The 22,445-nt window shown below is 28.2% G+C and carries 18 protein-coding genes; 11 read left to right on the forward strand and 7 right to left on the reverse strand.

Features of this window, described 5'->3' with window-relative positions; translation table 11 throughout:
• The first annotated feature begins 290 nt into the window (after positions 1-290).
• From I1A51_RS11420 to I1A51_RS11430, 3 genes are all read left to right on the forward strand, one after another.
• Positions 291-881, forward strand: coding sequence for a hypothetical protein (locus I1A51_RS11420; protein WP_196894006.1), 591 nt, complete (start codon positions 291-293; stop codon positions 879-881).
• Between the two features lie 86 nt (positions 882-967).
• The gene (locus I1A51_RS11425) at positions 968-2,227 is read left to right on the forward strand and encodes a multidrug effflux MFS transporter (RefSeq protein ID WP_196894007.1); all 1,260 of its coding nucleotides are present in this window, start codon (positions 968-970) and stop codon (positions 2,225-2,227) included.
• A gap of 111 nt (positions 2,228-2,338) precedes the next feature.
• A complete protein-coding gene (locus tag I1A51_RS11430) occupies positions 2,339-3,118 on the forward strand; it encodes an SDR family NAD(P)-dependent oxidoreductase (protein WP_196894008.1) in 780 nt (259 codons plus the stop codon).
• Between the two features lie 48 nt (positions 3,119-3,166).
• On the opposite strand, the gene I1A51_RS11435 is transcribed toward I1A51_RS11430, so the two are convergent.
• Complete coding sequence (locus I1A51_RS11435) at positions 3,167-4,039, reverse strand: SDR family oxidoreductase (RefSeq protein WP_196894009.1); 873 nt, start codon at positions 4,037-4,039, stop codon at positions 3,167-3,169.
• A 122-nt stretch (positions 4,040-4,161) separates the two neighbouring features.
• On the opposite strand from I1A51_RS11435, the gene I1A51_RS11440 reads away from it, so the two are divergent.
• The 3 genes from I1A51_RS11440 (at position 4,162) to I1A51_RS11450 (ending at position 6,454) form a co-directional block, all read left to right on the forward strand.
• Positions 4,162-4,479 carry a winged helix-turn-helix transcriptional regulator gene (locus tag I1A51_RS11440; RefSeq protein ID WP_196894010.1) on the forward strand — a complete coding sequence of 106 codons (318 nt, stop codon included), beginning with the start codon at positions 4,162-4,164 and terminating at the stop codon, positions 4,477-4,479.
• Between the two features lie 304 nt (positions 4,480-4,783).
• On the forward strand, positions 4,784-5,980 hold the full coding sequence (locus tag I1A51_RS11445; RefSeq protein WP_196894011.1) for a C10 family peptidase: 1,197 nt from the start codon (positions 4,784-4,786) through the stop codon (positions 5,978-5,980).
• A gap of 6 nt (positions 5,981-5,986) precedes the next feature.
• On the forward strand, positions 5,987-6,454 hold the full coding sequence (locus I1A51_RS11450; protein WP_196894013.1) for a hypothetical protein: 468 nt from the start codon (positions 5,987-5,989) through the stop codon (positions 6,452-6,454).
• A 440-nt stretch (positions 6,455-6,894) separates the two neighbouring features.
• On the opposite strand, the gene rpsA is transcribed toward I1A51_RS11450, so the two are convergent.
• Positions 6,895-8,682, reverse strand: coding sequence for a 30S ribosomal protein S1 (gene rpsA / locus I1A51_RS11455; protein WP_196894015.1), 1,788 nt, complete (start codon positions 8,680-8,682; stop codon positions 6,895-6,897).
• Between the two features lie 389 nt (positions 8,683-9,071).
• On the opposite strand from rpsA, the gene I1A51_RS11460 reads away from it, so the two are divergent.
• The 3 genes from I1A51_RS11460 to I1A51_RS11470 all read left to right on the forward strand — a co-directional run bounded on the left by I1A51_RS11460 (position 9,072) and on the right by I1A51_RS11470 (position 13,335).
• Positions 9,072-9,392: a hypothetical protein gene (locus I1A51_RS11460; protein WP_196894017.1), complete on the forward strand. Its 321-nt coding sequence runs from the start codon at positions 9,072-9,074 to the stop codon at positions 9,390-9,392.
• A gap of 76 nt (positions 9,393-9,468) precedes the next feature.
• Positions 9,469-11,316 carry a DUF3857 domain-containing protein gene (locus I1A51_RS11465; protein ID WP_196894019.1) on the forward strand — a complete coding sequence of 616 codons (1,848 nt, stop codon included), beginning with the start codon at positions 9,469-9,471 and terminating at the stop codon, positions 11,314-11,316.
• A gap of 51 nt (positions 11,317-11,367) precedes the next feature.
• A complete protein-coding gene (locus I1A51_RS11470; protein WP_196894021.1) occupies positions 11,368-13,335 on the forward strand; it encodes a transglutaminase domain-containing protein in 1,968 nt (655 codons plus the stop codon).
• 35 nt (positions 13,336-13,370) lie between these two features.
• On the opposite strand, the gene I1A51_RS11475 is transcribed toward I1A51_RS11470, so the two are convergent.
• Positions 13,371-13,829 (reverse strand): DUF1801 domain-containing protein, encoded by a 459-nt coding sequence (locus I1A51_RS11475; protein WP_196894023.1) that lies wholly within the window; start codon positions 13,827-13,829, stop codon positions 13,371-13,373.
• Positions 13,830-14,006: 177 nt separating this feature from the next.
• Between I1A51_RS11475 and I1A51_RS11480 the strand changes: the two genes are divergently transcribed.
• On the forward strand, positions 14,007-14,747 hold the full coding sequence (locus I1A51_RS11480; RefSeq protein WP_196894029.1) for an HNH endonuclease: 741 nt from the start codon (positions 14,007-14,009) through the stop codon (positions 14,745-14,747).
• A gap of 87 nt (positions 14,748-14,834) precedes the next feature.
• On the opposite strand, the gene I1A51_RS11485 is transcribed toward I1A51_RS11480, so the two are convergent.
• Positions 14,835-15,170, reverse strand: a complete 336-nt coding sequence (locus tag I1A51_RS11485; protein WP_196894030.1) for a hypothetical protein — start codon at positions 15,168-15,170, stop codon at positions 14,835-14,837.
• 181 nt (positions 15,171-15,351) lie between these two features.
• Between I1A51_RS11485 and I1A51_RS11490 the strand changes: the two genes are divergently transcribed.
• Positions 15,352-15,963, forward strand: a complete 612-nt coding sequence (locus I1A51_RS11490) for an HD domain-containing protein (protein ID WP_196894031.1) — start codon at positions 15,352-15,354, stop codon at positions 15,961-15,963.
• 314 nt (positions 15,964-16,277) lie between these two features.
• Here I1A51_RS11490 and sucC read toward each other — a convergent pair whose 3' ends face one another.
• The 3 genes from sucC to I1A51_RS11505 form a co-directional block, all read right to left on the reverse strand.
• Positions 16,278-17,471, reverse strand: coding sequence for an ADP-forming succinate--CoA ligase subunit beta (gene sucC / locus I1A51_RS11495; protein WP_196894032.1), 1,194 nt, complete (start codon positions 17,469-17,471; stop codon positions 16,278-16,280).
• 263 nt (positions 17,472-17,734) lie between these two features.
• Complete coding sequence (locus I1A51_RS11500) at positions 17,735-18,091, reverse strand: hypothetical protein (RefSeq protein ID WP_196894033.1); 357 nt, start codon at positions 18,089-18,091, stop codon at positions 17,735-17,737.
• 122 nt (positions 18,092-18,213) lie between these two features.
• Positions 18,214-22,419: a T9SS type A sorting domain-containing protein gene (locus tag I1A51_RS11505; protein WP_196894035.1), complete on the reverse strand. Its 4,206-nt coding sequence runs from the start codon at positions 22,417-22,419 to the stop codon at positions 18,214-18,216.
• Between the last annotated feature and the right edge of the window lie 26 nt (positions 22,420-22,445).

Raw genomic sequence — 22,445 nt, forward strand, 5'->3', positions numbered from 1 at the left:
TGGTTTTATTTTTTATTTTATAATCAATTTTTTATGAAATAAAAATATTTTACATTATCCGTTTCATGAAGTATAATTACAGAAGAATTCCAAAAGTTTAAGGAAAGTAATTTTCTTTTCATCTCATTTCAATTTTTATTTTTTCAAATATATGAAATGATATTTTATTATTTTAATACTATTTTAACATATTTTTTAATTTATATATATTTTAGATAATTTCATTTTACTATTACATTAAAATTACAAATGACATTTCTCTTATTCTTTTAGATTTTTTATGTTTGAAAATGAAAAAAATTAATGTCTTCAAAGAAACTCAAAACTATTTAGCAATTGGTTATATTTATTTGATTGTTTTAGGAATTTTAAGTGAATCTTTATATTACAATCAATTTGGAATTAACATTTTAACTTATTCCTCTATTCTAGATGTTTTAATCAGTCCAATTGCTAAATTAACTTCCAGTATTTTAGGAATTTCAATCTTCATTTTTTTAATAATTCTAATTTTCAGAACTCCAGAATATTTAACCAAAAAGAGAAAAAAAGAATGGTTTCAAAAAAGATTTAAATTCGAAGAAAATATTTCAGATGAAGAAATAAAAAATTCTCTTTTAAAAGTGTTTCTATTTATTTTTTCTATTGCTTTGATTGGATTTTATATTGGAAATGGCTTTGGTTCAGGAAGAAAAATTGCATCACTTGTGAAAGAAAAAGAAATTGAATATAAAGACCAAATCACTTTTACAAATAAAGAAACGAAGAATGTTTATATTATAGGAATGAATAGTGCTTTCATTTTTTATTTAATGGAAAACGAAACTTCTACACAAATTTCTCCAATTAATGGAAACATCAAAACAATCATTGATAATTAGAATTTTACACAAAAAACATAAACAATAGTTTAACAAAACATCACTTGTTTTATGAGTAACTTTATTAGAAAGCTAATAAAGTCGGTATGTATAAAAAGAATTCAGCAAAATTCATCAATTTATTTGCAATTTCCATTTCTTTATATGGTTATTTTACAATAAATATTGGTTTACCAGCCTACCCTTCTTTAACAGAATATTTCGGTACAACAGAAGCTTTGGTAAAATTTTCAATTACAGTTTTACTTTTAGGATTCGGTTTTTCGCAAATTATTTGGGGAGCTTTATCTGAAAAATACGGAAGACGATTTGTCATCATCACAGCTGTTGCAATTTCTATTATTGGAAGTATTTTCACTGCAATGGCAAACTCTATCGAATTTTTTACAATTGCCAGATTTATAGAAGGTTTTGGAGCTGGATTTGCAACAGTTCTTTCTAGAGCAATTATTGCTGATTCTTTAAAAGATAAAACTTTACATAAAACTATTTCTAATATTGTTGCAATTGTTGCTTTGGCTCCTGCTATTTCTCCAATTCTAGGTGGAGAAATTTTATATTTAACTTCTTGGCAAACAGTTTATATCGTACTTACAATTTTAGGTGTTTTATTAATTTATAGCGCAATATTTCAATTAAAAGAAACACACAAAAAACCAAATAAATCTTTGAGTTTTAAAAAGGTTTTAAGCATTATCTCGACAATTTTTCAACATAAAAAATTCATGGGATATTTTCTTTCCTACAGTATTATTTTAAGTGGATTAATTACTTTTTATACTATTTCTCCATATATTTTCATCAATCAATTTAATTTTAGTGAAAACACTTATAGTTATTTATTAATTGCTGTCGGTGGTTCTTATGCTTTTGGCTCACTTTTTTCTAAAAGATTAATTGAAAAAATGAATTCTAAAAAAATCCTAGCTTTAGGTTTTCTAATTGGTTTTTCTAGTGGAATTTTCACTTTTCTCTTTTATTTATTAGAAATTTATAATTTTTACATTGTTCTTTTTGCAATGATTCTTTATGGAATTTCTTGTGGTTTTATCAGTCCAATTTGTAATGCAAAAGCAATTAATGCTTTGGAAGATGATAAAAAATCAAACGGACATAAAGGAATAACTTCTTCTATTTTAGGCGGAGGAATTATGATTTTCTCAAGCCTTCTCACCTTTTCTATTGCTAAAATTCAATTTGATACTATCTTAAAAATTTGCTTATATATTTCTTGTTTGGTTTCTGTAAGCTTTCTTGTTTTTTGGTTTTTAATTGAAAAAAGAAAATTACTTTTCAAAAACATGTTCAATTTAAAGTTGATTTACATTTTTTTCCGTAAAAAATAATTCATTTTCGACATTTTCTGTAAAAAATGTTTTCTTTTCCGTATTTCGTGTTTCTTTGAAATTGGAGAAACATAGAACTTTGTCCAATAATTAATCATTAATTAAACAAAGATGAAAAACGTAGCATTAATCACAGGAGCAAGTAGCGGAATTGGAGTTGAATTTGCTAAAATTCATGCAAAAAATAAAGGAGATTTAATTATCGTTGCAAGACGTAAACATAAACTAGAAACATTAAAACAAGAATTAGAACAAACTTATGGAATTCAAGTGAAAATCATCGCTAAAGATTTAACGCATTCGGAAGCTGCTTTAGAAATTTACAAAGAAGTGAAAGAATCTGGAATTCAAATAAATTACTTAATTAATAATGCAGGTTTTGGCGGACATGGAAAATTTCATGAAAGAGATTGGGAAAATGATTTACAAATGATTCAATTAAATATTGTCGCTTTAACAGCACTAACAAGATTTTTCTTACCAGAATTTGTAAATAAAAACAAAGGAAGAATCTTAAATGTTTCATCTACAGCTAGCTTAATGCCTGGCCCACTTCAAGCAGTTTATTTTGCTACAAAAGCTTTCGTAACTTCTTTTAGTAATGCAATTGCAGAAGAACTTCACGATACAAATATTACAGTTACAACTTTGCTTCCTGGAGCAACTGAATCTGAGTTTGCACAAACTTCTGGTATGGATAAAACAGATCTTTTTGAAAATACATTTAGTGCTTTAGAAGTTGCAAAAGCTGGTTATGATGGGATGATGAAAGGAAAATTAAATGTGTTAGCAGGTTTGACTTTTTCACAAAAAATAATGATGGCAACTGTTCCTTTTGTTCCAAAGAAAACGATGTTAAAGCAAATTAGAAATATGCAAGAATTAAAATAAAAAAACTTCCTTTTCTTTCAAAATTGATAGAAAAGGAAGCATTCATTTTTAATTCCAAGAAATACTTTCTACCCAATCTTTTGTAGATTGTATTTCTACATTTAAAATTTCTTGTGATTTTTTAAAATTTTTAGCAATTAATTCTTCATAACGATTTGCTACATAACGATATAAATTAGAAATTTCTTTAGCAGGAATTTCACCAAAAGCAGAAATTAAGTTTTGTTCAAAATCATCTGGAGTTAAACTTACAAAATGAACTTCTTTTCCTATTTTTTCTGAAATTTCTTTTGCAATTTCTTCACCAGAAACTAAATTCCCACCGATTGGAAGTGTTTTACCAATTAATTCTTTATGTTCAATTGCATTTACAATAAATTTTGCTAAATCTACATGACTAATCCATGGAATTTTCTTTCCAGAAGCCACAGGGTAAGGTAAAATTCCTTGTTCTAAAATCACGGGAATCGACCAAGGTGCAGCGAAATTATCTATAAAAATATCTGGAACTAAAGTAATAACATTCAAACCTGAAGCGTCAAACATTTTTTTCATTTCAACTTTAATATCAATTGCTGTCAAACCAGTTTTTTCTTTAGGTAAATCAAAACTTGTATTAAAAATCACTAATTCTACTTTATTTTCTTTTACAGCTTCCATAAAATTCTGTGTCATTAATTTTGCCGTTTCCAAATCAAAAACCAAAGGCAATGTAAAAATTGCTATTTCAACATTTTTTGTTGCAATTTTAATGTCTTTTTTGTTTGCTAAATCTCCTTTTATAAAAGTCACATTTGGATTTTCATTTCCATTTATTTCTCTTTTTAAAGAAACTATTTCATATTCTTTTTTTACTAATTCATTTGTAATTGCACTTCCTTGAAATCCAGTTGCTCCTGTGATAAATATTTTCGTTTTCATCTGTAATTCATTTTAATATTTGATGACAAAATTATAATTTAGCAAACTATAAATCAAGTACTTACCTAAAAGTTAACTACTTACTAAAAAGTAAGAATTATTGATTTTCAATACATTATATTATGAAAAAAAATGAAATTAATAAAATAGAATGTCCAGTTGGGAAAGCTTTAAAAATAATTGGAGGAAAATGGCGACTTCGCATCTTAAATGAAATTGGCGAAGAAAAACGTCGTTTTGGAGAATTAAAACGATTAATTCCAGATATCAGTGAAAAAATGTTGATTCAAGAATTAAAAACTTTAATGGAATATAATTTAGTTTCTAAAAAATCCTATCATCAAATTCCACCAAAAGTAGAATATTCTTTGACTGAAAAAGGAAAAAAAGTATTTCCAGTTCTAGAGCAGATTGTAATTTTTGCGAATGTAATTGATTGATTTTAGTTTACATTTTAAGTAAAAAATAATAAAATATACAATCTTAAACAATATGCTTTAAAAAATGATTTATAGTTACTTTATACGTTAATTTAATAAAAACTATAAACCTTATAACTTAAAAATTTAATTATTTGTTAACTAAATATTTTGTTATTGTTAAAATTTTCTTAAATTCGCCACCGCTATAACAAATTTACAGTATCTGTAAAAAAAGAAAAAGTTTGATTTTAAAAATTTAAAAAAACTATATCTAAAATAAATTATATAACAAAAACGATTAACTAACATTAAAATCAAACAAATGATTAAACTTAATCTAATTAAAAAGTTATTTCTAATTTTCGCTGTAGGATTCTTATTAACATCATGTAATAAGGAAGAAAATTCAGATTTAAACCAAAAAGATTTCCAAGATGAAAATGTGCTTTCTGAGTCTTCTGCAAAGAACTTTGCAAATCACTTACTTTTCGGAGATGGAACTGCCGCAGACTCAAATGCTAGAGTCGTAAAAAGAAAAATTGTGGAATCTGTTTTTGGAGTTCCAGATGCAAATGATTTACCAGCTTATTACATTGTAAATTATCGTAATGGTGGATTCGTAATTTTATCTGGAGATAGAAGAACAGAGCCAATTTTAGCTTTTTCTGAGACAAACAGTTTTGATCTTGACCAAAAAGAATATCCAGGAGGATTAGTAACTTGGTTGTATGACACAAAAGTAAACATTGAAGATATTCGTAAAAAAGATGAAAGACCTTCGGAATTTGTTGAAAAAATGTGGAGTAATTTAGAAAAAGGTGAAATGGATGTTTTACTTAACCAATCTAATGTAAAAGAGAGAAACACAAGTGCTGGATGTACACCTTACAATATTCAAAGAGGGCCTTATATTCAAACTACTTGGGGACAAAGTTGTGGTTATAATTCTTTAACTCCTTCAAATACTTGTGGACCTTGTGATCATTATTATACTGGATGTGTGGCAACTGCAATGGCTCAAATCATGAAATACCACCAATATCCTTCAAACTATAACTGGTCAGGAATGCCAAATTCATATGGAACAACTTCGACTGCTACTTTAATGGCTGATATTGGAGATGCTGTAAATATGAATTACGGATGTGATGGTTCTTCTGCGGATACAAAAGGAGAAGCTCCTTCTTCATTCAAAGATGATTTCAACTATAGTTCTGCGGATTATGCAGATTATAATATTACAAAAGTTACAAACGAATTAAATGTTAGTCGTCCAATGATTTTAAAAGGAGGAAAAAACACAGGATGGTGGATTTTCGGAATTTATTCAGGAGGACATGCATGGGTTTGTGATGGATATTTAAATTATATCGATCCTTGTGGTTCAAATTCTTTAAAATTAAGAATGAACTGGGGATGGAGCGGAAGCTACGATGGATGGTATAGCTCTGATAATTTCAATCCTGGAACAAGAACTTATAACTATAAGAGAGGAATGGTTTATAACATTAGACCATAATCTAATTTGAAAAAAATATTTGTATATCTATGGAGTTTTGTTTGTATTTCTTGTAAAACAAATTCAACGGAGAATTTTGTTGTTGACACTGCTTTTGACATATCAATTACAAATCAAGATTCCATAGATTTATTAAATCCAAAAAATAAAAATGCCTTTATTGAAAATCAAATTCAATTATTTCATCTAGAAAATAACGAATTGATTGCAGTAAATTATCCTGATTTAACTTACCCAAAAGGTTTTCATATATTTCAAAAAGATGATACATATCGAATTCGAATTTTTCCTCATAGAAATAGAAATTCAAAGTTTTACGAACTAATCATTTATTGGAATACGACAGAAATAGATAAAATAAAATGTGAAATGGATTCGAGCAAAAACATCTTAAAATGTGTAAACATTTGGGTAAATGATCAGTTAGTTTGGTCTGAAAATAAAGGAGAAAGATTTTTTGAGATCATAAAATAAAAGTTTTATTTTTTTTGATAAGAAAGTGTAAGAACAGAAATGTCTTGCACTTTTTTTGTTTTAAGACTTATAATCTTTTTATTATTTTTTATTAGTAGAATTTAATCTTCTAATGATTTGATCATAGTAGATGTTTAAAAATTATTTCAAAAAATAAGATATCTATTGTTTAAAATTTGGTTGACCTATTTTTTAAATTGTAAAAATACAAGTCTTGATTTTTTTGGTTCGTTTTTTTATCAATAAAAAAATAAATAATATAAAACACTGAAATTCAATCCCATATTTTCAAAATCTTTATATATAGAAATAAAACAGCTATTTTTATTATTGCAAGAACAAATTTTACAATTCATAGACATAAAATAATTATACACAATAAAAAAAACATCGTTTCAAAAGAAACGATGCTTTAAATTTTATAATGATATCAAGAAATATTATTTATTTCCTTGCTCCATTTTCTTCTTTAAATCAGCTAATCCAGAGATATCTCCTAAAGTAGTCTTCTCTACTGAGTCAGACTTAGCTTTTTGGGCTGACATGTTTTTCTTTTCTTCTTCTCTAAAGATAGAAGTGTGAGAAACAACGATTCTTCTGAATTCTTTGTTAAATTCGATAACTTTGAATTCAGCAGTATCTCCTTTTACTAATTTAGATCCATCTTCTTTCTCCATGTGACGTCCTGGTACGAATGCCTCAACACCATCTTCGAATAATACGATTCCACCTTTGTCAGTTTTTTCTTTAACTGATCCAGTGTGAACTGAATTTAATGGGTAATTAGCTTCGTGAACATCCCAAGGATTTTCTAAAGTTTGTTTGTGACCTAAGTTTAATTTACGTCCTTCAGCGTCTAATTCAAGAACTACAACTTCTAATTTATCTCCAACTTTCACAACCTCAGATGGGTGCTTAATTTTCTTAGTCCAAGATAAGTCAGAAATATATACTAATCCGTCAATTCCTTCTTCTAATTCAACGAATACTCCAAAGTTAGTATAGTTTCTTACAGTTCCCATGTGCTTAGATCCAACAGGGAATCTTTCAGCGATGTTAGTCCATGGATCTGGGTGTAATTGCTTGATACCTAAAGACATTTTTCTTTCTTCTCTGTCTAAAGTTAAGATTACTGCCTCAACTTCGTCACCGATGCTTACGAAATCTTGTGCAGAACGTAAGTGCGTTGACCATGACATTTCAGAAACGTGGATTAATCCTTCAACACCTTTAGCAACTTCGATAAATGCACCGTAATCAGCGATTACAACTACTTTACCAGATACTTTATCTCCAACTTTTAAGTCAGCATCTAAAGCTTCCCAAGGGTGAGCGTTTAATTGTTTTAATCCTAATTGAATTCTTGTTTTCTCATCATCGAAGTCTAAGATTACAACATTTAATTTTTGATCTAATTCTACAACTTCAGATGGGTGGCTGATTCTTGACCAAGATAAGTCAGTGATGTGGATTAATCCATCTACACCTCCTAAGTCAACGAATACTCCGTAAGAAGTGATATTCTTAACAACTCCTTCAAGAACTTGACCTTTTTCAAGACCAGAGATAATCTCTTTCTTTTGAAGTTCGATATCAGCTTCGATAAGTGCTTTGTGAGATACAACAACGTTTTTGAATTCGTGGTTAATTTTAACAACTTTGAATTCCATTGTTTTCTCAACATATTGATCGTAGTCACGGATTGGTTTAACATCAATTTGAGATCCTGGTAAGAATGCCTCGATTCCAAATACGTCAACAATCATTCCTCCTCTAGTTCTACATTTAACGAAACCGTTAACTACTTCACCAGATTCGTGAGCTGCGATTACTCTATCCCATGCTTTGATTACACGAGCTTTTTTATGAGAAAGTACTAATTGTCCAGTGCTATCTTCTCTTCTGTCAACTAATACTTCAACTTTATCTCCAACTGCTAAGTTAGGGTTGTAACGGAATTCGTTTAAAGAAATAACTCCTTCTGATTTAGAGTTGATATCGATGATTGCCTCACGATCAGTTTTTCTTACAACAGTTCCCTCAATTACTTCGTGCTCATTTACGAATCCTAAAGTTCCATCTAATGCATCTTCGAAAGCTTTTAACTTATCTTCGTTTACTGCTTCAATTCCTTCTTCGTATTTGTGCCAATCGAAGTTCTCTAAAAATTCTTGTGGGTTTACTGGAGCGTTTTGCTCTTCCGCTACGTTTTTTGTTTCTTCAGACATAATGTTCTGAGATTTAAATTTGTATCTTCTCATTGTTCAGATTTCTGCTACGAAAACAACTTGAAGAGAGGTTTCTATTAAATTAAATTTAAATACCTTTTGAAATCTTTCTCGTAAAAAGGCGTGCAAATGTACCTATATTTTAGAAATTAGACAACACTTTTTAAGTTTATTTTCAAACTATTAGAGTTATTTAATAGAAGATTAACATTAGATTTTATATTTTTTAAACCCCTAAAACTTAACATGTTTTAATTAATTGATTTACAGTTATTTATATATATTTACTTAAAGTAATATTTTAACATAAAAAATAGATATTCACAGAATATTAATACTCTTTTTACTGAAAACAAATTATCTTAGAATGAATTTAAAATGCAACAAAAGTGGAAAAAGAAAGCAAAACAATCGCAATAATTAGTTATATAACAGTATTTGGAACTGTAATCGCTTTTATTATGAATATGAATAAAAAAGATGAATTTGCAGCTTTTCACATTCGTCAAATGATTGGATTACTTTTCCTTCAATTCATTCTTGAATTCTTAAATATGATACTTTCTTTTGGAAGAGTTACTGCTTTAATTATCCATGCAATTTTATTCATTTTTTGGATAATTGGTTTAATTAGAGCTATTAATTATTCCACAATTCCAATTCCTATTATTGGGGAATATTTTCAACGTTGGTTTCAAAATTTAAAATAATTCCTTTTAACATAATAAAACACTATTTTATCCTTTTAATTATTTAATATTGCAAAAAATTTTATAATTAAAAAGAATGAAAAATAAAGTATTGCTATTGCTTTTTTTTTGCATCCTATCTGTATGTAATTTAAAAGCTCAAGAGAAAAGTATTGCCCCAAAAGAAATTAATGCAACCATTGTAAATCAATCAGAAGTTGTAAATATTAAAAAGGTAAATTCTTTAACTTATTCCTATTATTTAAAAGTAATTGTACACAATAAAAGTGGATTTGAAAGCATTATTGATCCTGTTTATTATAGTGATGAAACAAAAATCAAAAAACTAAAAGCTACTATTTTAAATCAAAATGGTTCTGAAATTAAAAAGTTTACTAAAAGTGATTTTAAAGATTATAGTGCTGTTCCAAATGGAACCATTTACTCTGATGATCGAATGAAGTTTTTAGATTACACACCTCTTTCCTATCCGTTTACTTTGATTTTTGAATATGAAATTACAAGTTCAAACACTAGTAGCATTCCAAGTTGGATTCCTATCAGATTTACAAAAGTTTTAATTGAAAATAGTTCTTATACCTTAAATTATAATCCAAAATTAACAATTCAAACAAAAGAAAAAAACTTTAAAAATTATACAATTGAAGATACTAGTTCAGGAAATACAATTAAAAAAACACTTCAATCTGGTTATTTAAAATATGAAAGTGAATTTGGAAAATATATAAGAGATATAATTCCAATTATGCGTGTAAATGTTAGCCCTTTTCATGTTTCTGGTTATGAAGGAAGTTTTTCAAATTGGAAAGAATTTGGAAAATTTATGTCTGATAATTTATTAATTGATCGACAAGAAGTTTCAGATGAAACAAAAAATGAAATTTTAAAATTGACTTCCATTACTGATAATCCTATAGAAAAAGCAAAAATCGTATACCAATACGTGCAAGACAATACGAGGTATATTAGCGTACAAGTTGGAATTGGTGGAATGCAACCAATTCCTGCAAAAGAAGTTGATAAAGTAAAATATGGAGATTGTAAAGGACTTTCTAATTATACACAATCTTTACTGCAAATCGTGGGTGTTCCTGCATATTATGCGCATGTAGAATCTGGAAATCGTAAAATTGATTTTGACCCAGAATTTGCAGATTTTAGACAAGGAAATCATGTAATTTTATATTTACCTATTTCTGAAGAAGGAATTTGGTTGGAATGTACAAGTCAAACAATGCCTTTTGGTTTTTTAGGTGATTTCACTGATGATCGTGATGTGGTTGTGATGACTCCAGAAGGTGGAAAAATTATGCATACAACTTCTTATTTAAATGAACAAAATAGTATGCTTACAGAAGCAACTATTACTTTTGATTCAGAAGGGAATTTGAATTCTAATGTTTCGATTACAACAAAAGGAACACAATATGATGGCAGATTTTATTTAGAATCGCAAAATAAAGAATACATAGAAAAATTCTACAAAAAAAGTCATTGGAATTATTTAAATAATATTTCTTTTGAAAATATTTCATTTAAAAATGATAAAGAAAAAATTGAGTTTACAGAATCTTTACATGTTAAAGCAAAGAAATACTTAATTCCAATTGAACAAAATTATTTATTCTCTATCGACCCTTTTTCAAGAGCAAACTACACTCCTTCTAGAAATAAAAATCGAAAATCGCCAATTATAATCCAACGTGGATATAAAGATATTTCTGTTTATACAATTAAATTACCTGAAGGTTTTTCAATTCCAGAAGCTATTTTCGAGCCAACAGAATTTTCATGTGAACAAGGAAAATATTTTTCTAAACTGGAAAAAATTAGTGAAACAGAATTAAAATATACAAGAGAAATCTCTTTAAATAAAGGAGAATATCCAAAGGAAACTTACAAAGATTTCCGTAAGTTTTTTTAGAAAAGTCAAAAAAGCAGACAATGCACAAATTTTATTCAAAAAAAATAAACTATGAAAACAACATTTATTAGAAATTCAATTTTATTCCTTTTTATTTTTGGAATAAATATATCATTTGCTCAAAATATTAAATTCGGAAATATCTCTGAAGAAGAGTTAAAAGAAGAAAAACATCCGTTAGAATCAGACGCAAATGCTGCAATCTTATATAGCTCAAGAGAAGTTTTTTATGGATATAATTCACAAGATGGTTTATATCAAGAAAACAGATATCATTTACGTTTAAAAATCTATACAAAAGATGGATATAATTATGCAAAAAAAGAAATAGGATTATACGAGCAAAATTCTGGAACAAGAGAAAAACTATTTGAAGTTAAAGGAGCAACTTATAATTTAGAAAATGGTAAAATTGTAAAGTCTAAATTGAAAAGTAGTGGAATTTTTAAAGAAGAAATTACAGAACATTTTATTAAAAAAACAATCACTTTTTCAAATGTAAAAGAAGGAAGCGTTATTGATTTAAAATACAAAATTAGATCTCCTTTTTTGACAAGTATTGATGCTTCCATAATTCAAGAAAATATACCTATAAAACTTTTAAAACAACGAATTCTAATTCCAGGTTTAATCAGTTTTAACTTGCATTATGGAGGAAGACATCCTTTCAATGTAAATCAATCAATGCAAAATGAAACATATGGTTCAGAATCTATCGAAACAGATGTTTATGAAATTCTTGAAAAAAATATTCCATCTTTGAAATCAGAACCTTATTCTGGAAATTTAGAAGATTATCGTTCTAGAATTGATTTTGAAATTCGTTCTATTAGACCAATAGGTGGAGTTACGAAAGATTATGCAAAAACTTGGGAAAGTGTTTGTAAAGCAATTTATGAAAACAAAAATTTTGGAGATCAATTAGAAAAAACAAAGCATTTTACAGATGAATTGACTGTTATTACTAGTACAAGTAAAAGTAAAATGGAAACTGCTCAAAAAATTTATGCTTTTGTAAAAAATAAGATAAAATGGAATGAAAATACTGGAAAATATACTGAAAAAGGAGTAAAAAAGGCATTTAAAGAAGGAATTGGAAATGTTGCTGATATCAATTTAACTTTAATTTCAATGCTTAGAGCTGCAAATTTACAAGCACATCCTGTATTAATCAGTACCAGAAATCATGGAAAGACGATGTTTCCAACTTTAGATGGATTTAATTATGTGATTGCATATTTAAAAGATCAAAATGGAAACGAATATTTATTAGATGCTACAGATCGTACTTTGGCTTTTGGTTCTTTACCAGATCGTACATTAAATTGGACAGGTCAATTAATTACGGAGAATTTACAAATCAGACAAGTTACATTACCAAGTTACATCAAAGCAACTCAGAAAAGAAATATTAGCGTAAAAATTGATGAAGATGGTTTTATCACAGGAAATGTAAGAACTTCTTATGATAATAGATTTGCTTATTATTACCGAAAAAGTTTAGGGAGTCTTTCGAAAGAAAAATTGATGGAAAAAATCGAAGAACAGAACGAAGCTATTGAAGTTACAAACTGTAGAGCTAGTAATGTTACTGATTTACAAAAGCCAATCATGGAAGTATATCAATTTGAAAGTGAAGAAGGAGTTCAAAAAGTTGGTAATGAATTGTATTTCGATTCTATGCTATATTGGGGAGATTCTAAAAATATTTTTACAGCAGATGAGAGAAAATTACCAATTGATTTTATCTCTGCTTGGAATGAAACAAATATCGTTCAATTTAATATTCCTAATGGTTATACTTTAAAAGCAAAACCTGAAGATTTTAATACTGTTCTACCAGAAGATATTGGATTATTTACTTTTAAAATAGAGCAAAAAGGAAATAAAATAATCGTGTATTCTATCGTAGAATTCCAAAAAACATTAATCACTCCTGAATATTATAATGATATTAAAGGAATGTTGGATAAAGTTGTAGAGAAACACGCTGAAAAAATTATTTTAATCAAAAACTAAAAACAAAAAGGCTGTTCAAATGAACAGCCTTTCTTTTATCTATTTTTTACATTTTCTTCATAAATAGAAATCCACTCATCCGCTGTCATTTTACGAACAAGTTCTGCAATTAAATCATAAGGAATTTTCTTTATATTTTTAAATCGAATACAGCTCTTTCCCATATCCAATTTATTTGTGCAATGTTTCGGATATTCTTCCTGAAACCATTTTAAAAGTTTAGGTTTTGCATAAATTCCTGAATGATACAAAGCAATAAAATTCTTCTGCAATGCAATATTCATAAAAGGCAATGGCAAGCTAGTATCACAATGATAACCATCTGGATAAACAGTATGCGGAACAACATATCCAATCATTCCATAACTCATCGCTTCTTCAAATTTCTCTGGTAAATTTTCCAAAATCACAGCGCGCAATTTTTCCATTGCTTCTCTCCTATCTTTTGGAATTTTCTCCAAATATTCATCTGGCGAATTTGCTTCAATTTTCATAATTCAAATCTATTTTTTGTTAGTCTTCATTGCAATGTTAAGGATAATTTTTGAAATGAGGTTTAATCAATTTTATCTAAAATTTAACAACATAAAAAATATATAATTTGGATTAAAAATTAAATATAATTTCATTTGTAGATGATTATAATTTTTTAAATAAAACTTAAATTTCCTATGATTAAGATTACAAAAGAAATGACGTTTATGGCTTATGAAATTTCAAAAAAAATTTTTCTAAAACAAATTAAAAAAGAAGAAGGTTTAAAAATTCTTGTTGAATTAGGTATGAATAAAGATACGGCTGGTTTTCAAATTCAAAATTTCATCCATTTTATACACGGTGAACAATTCACAAGAACTCAAAATGAATTTACTACAAAATATTTCCTAGATAAAATTTATGATGATTTTGGAATTAACTCTTTAAAAAATGCAATCTCTGCTTTAGAAAAACATATTGATTATTATGAAAACTTACCTAAGGGATCAAAATTACCTGGAAAAAGAAAAATCTTAGACTATTATAAAAAAATTGTAAATGAAAGTTTAACAACAACTAATTTTCATCCAACAGAAATTACTGAAGAAGAGCAACTATTCACAGAAGGAAGTATTAAAAAAGTTTTGGTTAATAATTATGAAAGAAATTCATCTGCTAGAAAAAAATGTATAGAATATCACGGTTTTAATTGTGCTGTATGTGATATGAATTTTGAAAAATTTTATGGTAAAGAAATAGGAAAAGATTTCATTCATGTTCATCATAAAATTGATCTTTCGTTAATTAAAAAAACCTATACAGTAAATCCAATAACTGATTTAATTCCTGTCTGTCCAAATTGTCACGCCATGTTACACAAAAAAACTCCTGCATATACTATTGAAGAATTAAAATATTTAATTCAAAAAAATTAAATTCTAATTTCACTCATCTTATCAGAAATTATTCATTATTAATCTTTTGATAAATGAGTGAAGCCTAATCACAATTTCATTTTACCTTCAATAATACCAAACAGGTGAATGAGCGGAGCTGAAGTTCCAACTACAAACAATTTTATCTTCTATAAATATTAATAAGGAGACTGAGCGGAGCCGAAGTCCCAACAATAGCTCTGTTTCATCCAACTGCAAACCTGTTTTATCCAATTGCAGACCTGTTTTGCCCAATTGTAGACCTGTTTTACCCAATTGTAGACCTGTTTTACCCAATTGTAGACCTGTTTTATCCAATTGCAGACCTGCTTTGCCCAATTGCAGACCTGTTTTACTCAATTGCAGACCTGTTTTATCCAATTGCAGACCTGCTTTGCCCAATTGTAGACCTGTTTTACTCAATTGCAGACCTTATTTTATCTCCTATAATAGCTAAATTGGTGACTGAGCGAAGCCGAAGTCACAATTTCAGGCTTCATTTATCAAAGAATAAACTCTATTTAATCATTTCACGATCAACAATTTCAATCAAATTCAATAAATCCGTACATTTATTCCACAATTAACCAAAACACCAAAAACAATGGAAAACCTATGGAATAAAATCGCCGCAAAATATTCGGATAATAAAGAACTTATTTCTGAAATTTGGAAAAAAATGGAATCCAAATATTCGGAAAGACATAGGCATTATCACAATCTAAAACATATTGAATCGATGTTGCAGTCTGCAATGTTTTTTAAATCTGAAATCAAAGATTTTGATGCGTTTTTATTTTCCATCTTTTTCCATGATATCATTTATTGTGTTTCCCGAAATGATAATGAAAAGAAAAGTGCAGAATTGGCTGAAGAATATTTACAACAATTAAATGTTCCAATAAAGATAATTGAGAAATGTAAACAACAAATTAAAGCTACAAAATATCATGAAATAGAAGGTTGTTCAGATACTTCTTATTTGATAGATTTAGATTTAGCGGTTTTAGGAACTTCGGAAGAAAAATATAAAGAATATGCTATAAACATTCGAAAAGAATACAATCGTTATCCTGATTTTCTTTATAAAAGAGGAAGAAAGAAGATTTTAAAGAATTTCTTAGAAAAACAGAATATTTATAAAACAAAATATTTCCAAGAGAACTACGAATCTAAAGCAAAAGAAAATCTAAAACTTGAAATGGAATCTTTTTAGTTTCTTTTTTCAGTAAAAAATAAGATAACTAACTATAATTGATGTTTTGTACGAAAAATTAATTTAGAATTTAATTGACCTATTTTTTAAATCTTAAAAATCAAGAAGATTGAAAAAAATAGACGAGAAACTGTTTGAGCTTTAGCGAGTTTTTTGAGTCTTTTTCAAATTTTGTAGATTTGTGATTTAAAAAATAAAGTCTTGATTTTTTTGATTCGTTTTTTTATCAAGAAAAAAATGAATTCTTAATTTCTAAACATAAAAAAAGCTATTCAATCAAACTGAATAGCTTTTTTTATATGTAAAAATATTAATTAGCTTAATACTTCTTGTACTTTATCAGCAGCTTCTTGGAACTCTACAACTGAATGTACAGCTAATCCACTAGCATCGATTAATTCTTTCGCTTCTTTTGCGTTTGTTCCTTGTAAACGAACGATTAATGGTACATTGATATCATCTCCCATGTTCTTGTATGCATCTACAATACCTTGAGCAACTCTATCACAACGTACGATTCCTCCAAAGATGTTTACTAAAATAGCTTTTACTTTAGGATCTTTTAAGATGATTCTGAAAGCAGTTTCCACACGCTTAGCATCTGCAGTTCCACCAACATCTAAGAAGTTAGCTGGGTCTCCTCCTGCTTGCTTAATTAAATCCATAGTTCCCATCGCTAATCCAGCTCCGTTTACCATACATCCAACGTTTCCATCTAAGGCAACATAGTTTAATCCTGCTGCATTCGCTTCTACTTCGATTGGATTTTCTTCACGTAAATCACGTAATTCAGCGTAATTTTTGTGACGGTATAAAGCGTTATCATCTAAAGTAACTTTAGCATCTACTGCTAAAACTTTATCATCAGATGTTTTTAATACTGGATTAATTTCAAATAATGAAGCATCAATTCCTACGTATGCGTTATATAAAGCTGTAACGAACTTAGTCATTTCTTTGAACGCAGCTCCAGAAAGACCTAAATTGAAAGCGATTTTTCTAGCTTGGAATGGTTGTAATCCTGCTAAAGGATCAATTTCTTCCGTGAAAATTAAATGAGGAGTTTCTTCAGCAACAGTTTCGATGTCCATTCCACCTTCTGTAGAATACATAATCATGTTTCTTCCAGTAGCTCTGTTTAAAAGAACTGACATGTAGTATTCTTCTGGCTCAGAATCACCAGGATAGTATACATCTTCCGCAATAAGAACTTGGTTTACTTTCTTTCCTTCTGCTGAAGTTTGAGGTGTTACTAAGTTCATTCCGATAATTTGGTCAGAGATAGTTTCAACTTCTTCTAAGTTTTTTGCTAACTTAACTCCACCACCTTTTCCACGTCCTCCTGCGTGAACTTGTGCTTTAACAACATACCACTCTGTTCCTGTTTCTGCAGTTAATTGTTTTGCTGCATCTACAGCTCCTTTATGGTTATCAGCAACTATTCCGCGTTGAATTCTAACGCCAAAAGTATTCAGAATTTCCTTTCCTTGATATTCGTGTAAGTTCATTACTAATTTTTGTTTAATAATCGTATGAGCAAATGTAATAATCAATTATCAGAAATAGGAAAAAAATTAGAAAAAAATTATTTTTTTATGAGGATATTAAATTCCTTTATTTATAAATTCATGAAAACATGTAAACTACTATAAGTTTCTCATTTATTTCTTTATAAATACAGGCTTATTTTCAAGTAAATTTTAATTATAAACAAAAAAATCTCCCAAAAAAAGGAGATTTATTTTTTCACACGTAATGGAAAGTCTTTCTTCTAATTTACATCGACAAAAATATCTGCATCTGACAAATTCCAATCGTTTTCTAAAAGTAATTCTTTAATATATTTTGCTTTTTTCTTTCTTAAATAAAAAACTTCAGCTTTTCCAGCATATACACGAATTGATAAATCTGCACCAAAAAGATGTGTATCAATTTTCACATTACGAATCGAACGAAATGCATGTGTTTCTTCATCATGTGAAAACAAATGCCAGTTTCTTCGTTTTACCGTCAATAATTTCTTTTCCGTATCCACTGTTATTCGCCAAGGTCTTAAAATAGCCATCGGATGCCCATTAAAAACCAGCGCAATTGTGGATGATTTTGCATTTACAATTTCTTTTTCCATCTTATAGGAATTTTAATATCATATTGTAAATATATTTAAATATTTAAGACCAAAAATCAATTTTCAAAAAAAATAAAACGATACTAATATTTCTATAAACATCGTTTTATTTCTTTATTTATTTAGATTTTAATCTTAAAACTTTTCTGTCCTTTTTCTGTAAAAACATTTACAATATAAACTCCTGAATGTATGTTTTTTGAAATCGGAATAGTATAAATTTCCTCTTTAGCTTTAGGAAATTCTTCCAAGATTTTTTGCCCTAAAAGATTATACATTTTAATTCCTTGAAGTTTCAATGAAGTTTGAACAATTAACTCTTGAGAATTTTCTGAAAAGTAAACTTTTGTATTTTCTAAGTCTAAATCTTCAACATTTAAAGTAGATTCTTCTTCAAAAACAATTGAAAATCTATTTTTATAAACTCCTTGCTCTAAAATGAATTCTAAACTTACTTCTGTCAATTCAAAAGTAGTTTGTAATTCTTTATCTTTTAAATAAACTTTTGCAGAAATCCCTACTTTTTCATCCATTTTAAATTCATAAACACCATCTTTTTCTGCTTTTACAACTAAAGGAATTTCTTTATCAAAACTAAATTTTGAAATTCCAGCAATCACATATTTCTTTTCATTTCCTTCAAATTTACTATAAAAATCTGTTGGTTGTTCATCAATCATCTCACTATCATATCCTTGCTCATGATTTTCTGTCAAACCATTTTTAAATCCAATTGCAATTTGTCTATTTGCTAATTCTGCATTGTCTGTATAATGACCTAAACTTAATTTTAAAACTGCCAAATCATCTTCAGAAGTTCGAAATAAAGTTGTTTCATCACTTGCTTCTGTTTTAAAAGTTCTCTGGCTATTTTTAAATGTAATTGTTCCTCCATTTGCAGAACCTTTTACAAAGAAACCTTGTCCAATTGGAATAAATCTTTTTGGTGTTTTTGCTCCCGTTAATGCTGCTCCAGAATTAATATGAACAGCTTTAACACTTGTTAATAAATTCAATGTTGCAAATCCACCTTCATAACTACTTATACCATGACCAGAAGCAGAAATTTGATCCCAAAAATATAAGGTTCCATCAATAACATCTTGTGCAACTCTTGGACTTAAATTATCTTTCAAAAACTCATGTCCATCAATTACAGATGGATACGGATTTCCAAGTAAACTTTCGTTCCCTGCTCCAATAGTAGAAGTTATAATTCCATCATTTGGAGTTCCAATAAAAACATAAGTTTCTTTTCTTCCTGGTCCTTTTATAGAAAACCCTTCACCAGCATTAACAGTTACAGCAGATTCTCTTACTAATTTCCAATCGTCAAAAGTAGCTCCATTTACAAATTTCCAAAACCAATAATCACTTAATTGAAGTGGACTCACACTTGCTCCATAAGGATCTTGTGTATATGCATAATCTGGATGTGTAGAAATTGCTGTGATTCCTTCATAACCTCCATAAAGTGTCATATCGTAATTTCCTCCAGTATGTAAAACATCGGTAACATCATGAGAAGTTGTTCCTGCAATAGAAACAGGAGAACTTAAATATTGAATAGAAAACTTCGTTCCGTGTTTTGATTTACGTTGTACATACAAATTACCATTTCCAGAAACTTGTTTATTTCCTGTATGATTTTGAATGATTTGCGCATCTCCTAACAAACGAATATCTCCATCTAATTGAATTTCATTTTCCACATATAAAACAATTCCTTCTTCAATTACTAAAGTATTTCCTGCTTTTACTTCTAAAGATTTTACTGTTGCATTTTCTGTCAAAGTAGCAACCATTGCCGAAGTATTTTGTGAATCAATAATAAAAGGAAAACAAGAATCAGTCATCGAAGGTGCATTATTCGTTCCAGATCCATTTTTAAAGGAATATCCATTCCAACCAACAGCACTTACATAATCAATTGTAAAATATGCTTCATTAGGTAAAATCACATTATCAATAGAAAACATTTTATCATTTCTAATTAATTCATAAGAAGTATTTGTTCCTAAATTTAATTGATTTGAAACGCGTAAATGCATTTTTGTACAAGCAGATTCATATTCTGTTAAATCTAAAGTTGACAAATCAAAAACCATCGAAACAGTTCCTAAATCTCCTACTTTATTTAATCGCCAAAGACTATTTACTCTTGTTGTAAAATTAAAAGTATCAAAAGCTAAGTCTAAATTCTCAATTGTTCGATTATTAGAACCCCACATTAAAAATTCATTATCATTTAAATCACTTGGATTACTTATTTCTAAAATCCCTGTCCCTCTAGCTTTCACATGATTATCTGTACTAGAAATTTGACCAATTCCAGCGAAATGGTGATCAAAATTACCTCTATTATTTTGATCCATTTTATAAAAATTATCACTAGAAATTCCAGTTTTATATTTTGCAGATAAATAATTTTTAAGGATAATTTCTTGTGTTTGATTTAAAGGTGTATCAAAGAAAATAACCTCCGCAATTAATCCTCTAAAACTATCTCCTAATTTTTGAATTGGAAAAGAATTATCACCAGAAACTAAAGTAGAAATTGTATTATCCGTCACATATTGTTCAAAATCTATAGAATTGCTTCCCGAATTTTTTTTATAAGATAAAAATGTCCTATTTAAAAGCTGATCTGTAGCAAATAAATGCGTTGAAGTATTTGTAAAAGATGGTCTATAATATTCTGTTCCAGAAATTGTTTCCCTTGTGTAAAAATCAACCGAAACATCATCATTACTTAAAATTTTACTTGTAGAAATATGATCATGAACATAACCTCTTAAAACCACAACTAATTGTCCTTCATTAAAGCTTTGTGTATTTCTAGAATCCATAAAACTTCCATTTCGAAAACGTCCTGCTGGATATCCATTAAAATTAAATCTAGTTTGTGGACTTATAATATTATTTTCTTGAATATAATCATTTAAATTTCCACTTAAATCTTTCCAATATTCCACCAAAGCATTATTAACAGTAGGTTCTTTATATAGTGCCTCCATATTATGTCCATTCAACCAAAGTTTCAGAGAAGAACTTCCATCAATATTACCAATTCCTGCTGGACCTCTTGCTTCAAAACTTTCATCTCCATTTCTTTTTCCTAAAACAATTTCTGAACGGCCAAAATTTAAAGTTTTTTGAACCTCATCTGTTAATGTAATAGTTGAAGCATACATATTTCCCCAATGAGAAATTGAATTATCACGTTTTATGTATAAATCTAATAAATTTTCTTCTGCTTCAGCACTAGCATATCCAGTATAATCATATGTTAAACGATAACTAATATCTTTTTTTGTACCTGCGAAAAATACACCATATTGCACATAATTATCTGAAAAACTTGAAAGAATTCCATTTGTAGAATTTGGTTTATCTGAAATTTTATATAAATGAATTCCAGAAAAATCACCTGAAAGATTATCTACTTTTAAATTTCCAAAAGAAGAAGTTAATTCTAGAGAACTAACAGAAAAATCAGAAGCATATATAAAAGTAGATTCATCACCAATTGCAGCTCCAGAATCTATCCACCCAGAAGTTTCCGTAAAATCAATATTATGTAATGTTGCATTATTTGTTGAGGTTTCATCATTTAAAGTTGTTCCAGAAGTTTGATCAAATTGATAATAAGCTAAAAGTCCAGTTTCTGTTCCTTGCAATTTCTTTGTCATATATTCTCGAATTTCATTTTGTGTTCTTGGTACACTCCAAATTCGAACCTCATCCATGGCTAATTTTTTAAAACTATTTGTAATTAATCTAGTTGCTAAAAACACTTTTCTACTTTTAAAAATAGAAGCTCCTCCATTATTTAAATCTAGAATAATTTCTTCACCATCAATATATATTTTGGAATAAATATAACTACTCACAAAACTATCTCCATCTGTATTTTCATTTTCAATTGGTAAACTTACATCTTTGTTACTAACAATTGCAATATGATGCCATCCAGAACTCACTGTTTCCGTCATCGAAGAAACACCAAAGTTTCCACCTGCGTGTCCATTGTGAATAGATAATGTTTCATCTTCAAAAGCAGAACAACAGGAATTACTCCAAAGCCACTTTCTATTGGAAACATCCGAATCAAAAGTAATAACAGGATCATTTGCATTCACTCCATTAACACCTCTATCAAATTTCACCCAAAACTCAATTGTATGAAATTCTCCCATGATTCTTTCTGTTTCTACATAGTCATCAGAACCATCAAATTGAATGGCATTTCGTGGATTTTGTGCAAAAGCACTCGATATTTTTAAAATGAATAAAAAAGCTATTAGTTTAAGTAGTATTTTTCGCATAAATGTAAATTTGTTGCGAAAATATG

The sequence above is a fragment of the Aureivirga marina genome (assembly GCF_015767265.1).
Lineage (GTDB): Bacteria > Bacteroidota > Bacteroidia > Flavobacteriales > Flavobacteriaceae > Aureivirga > Aureivirga marina.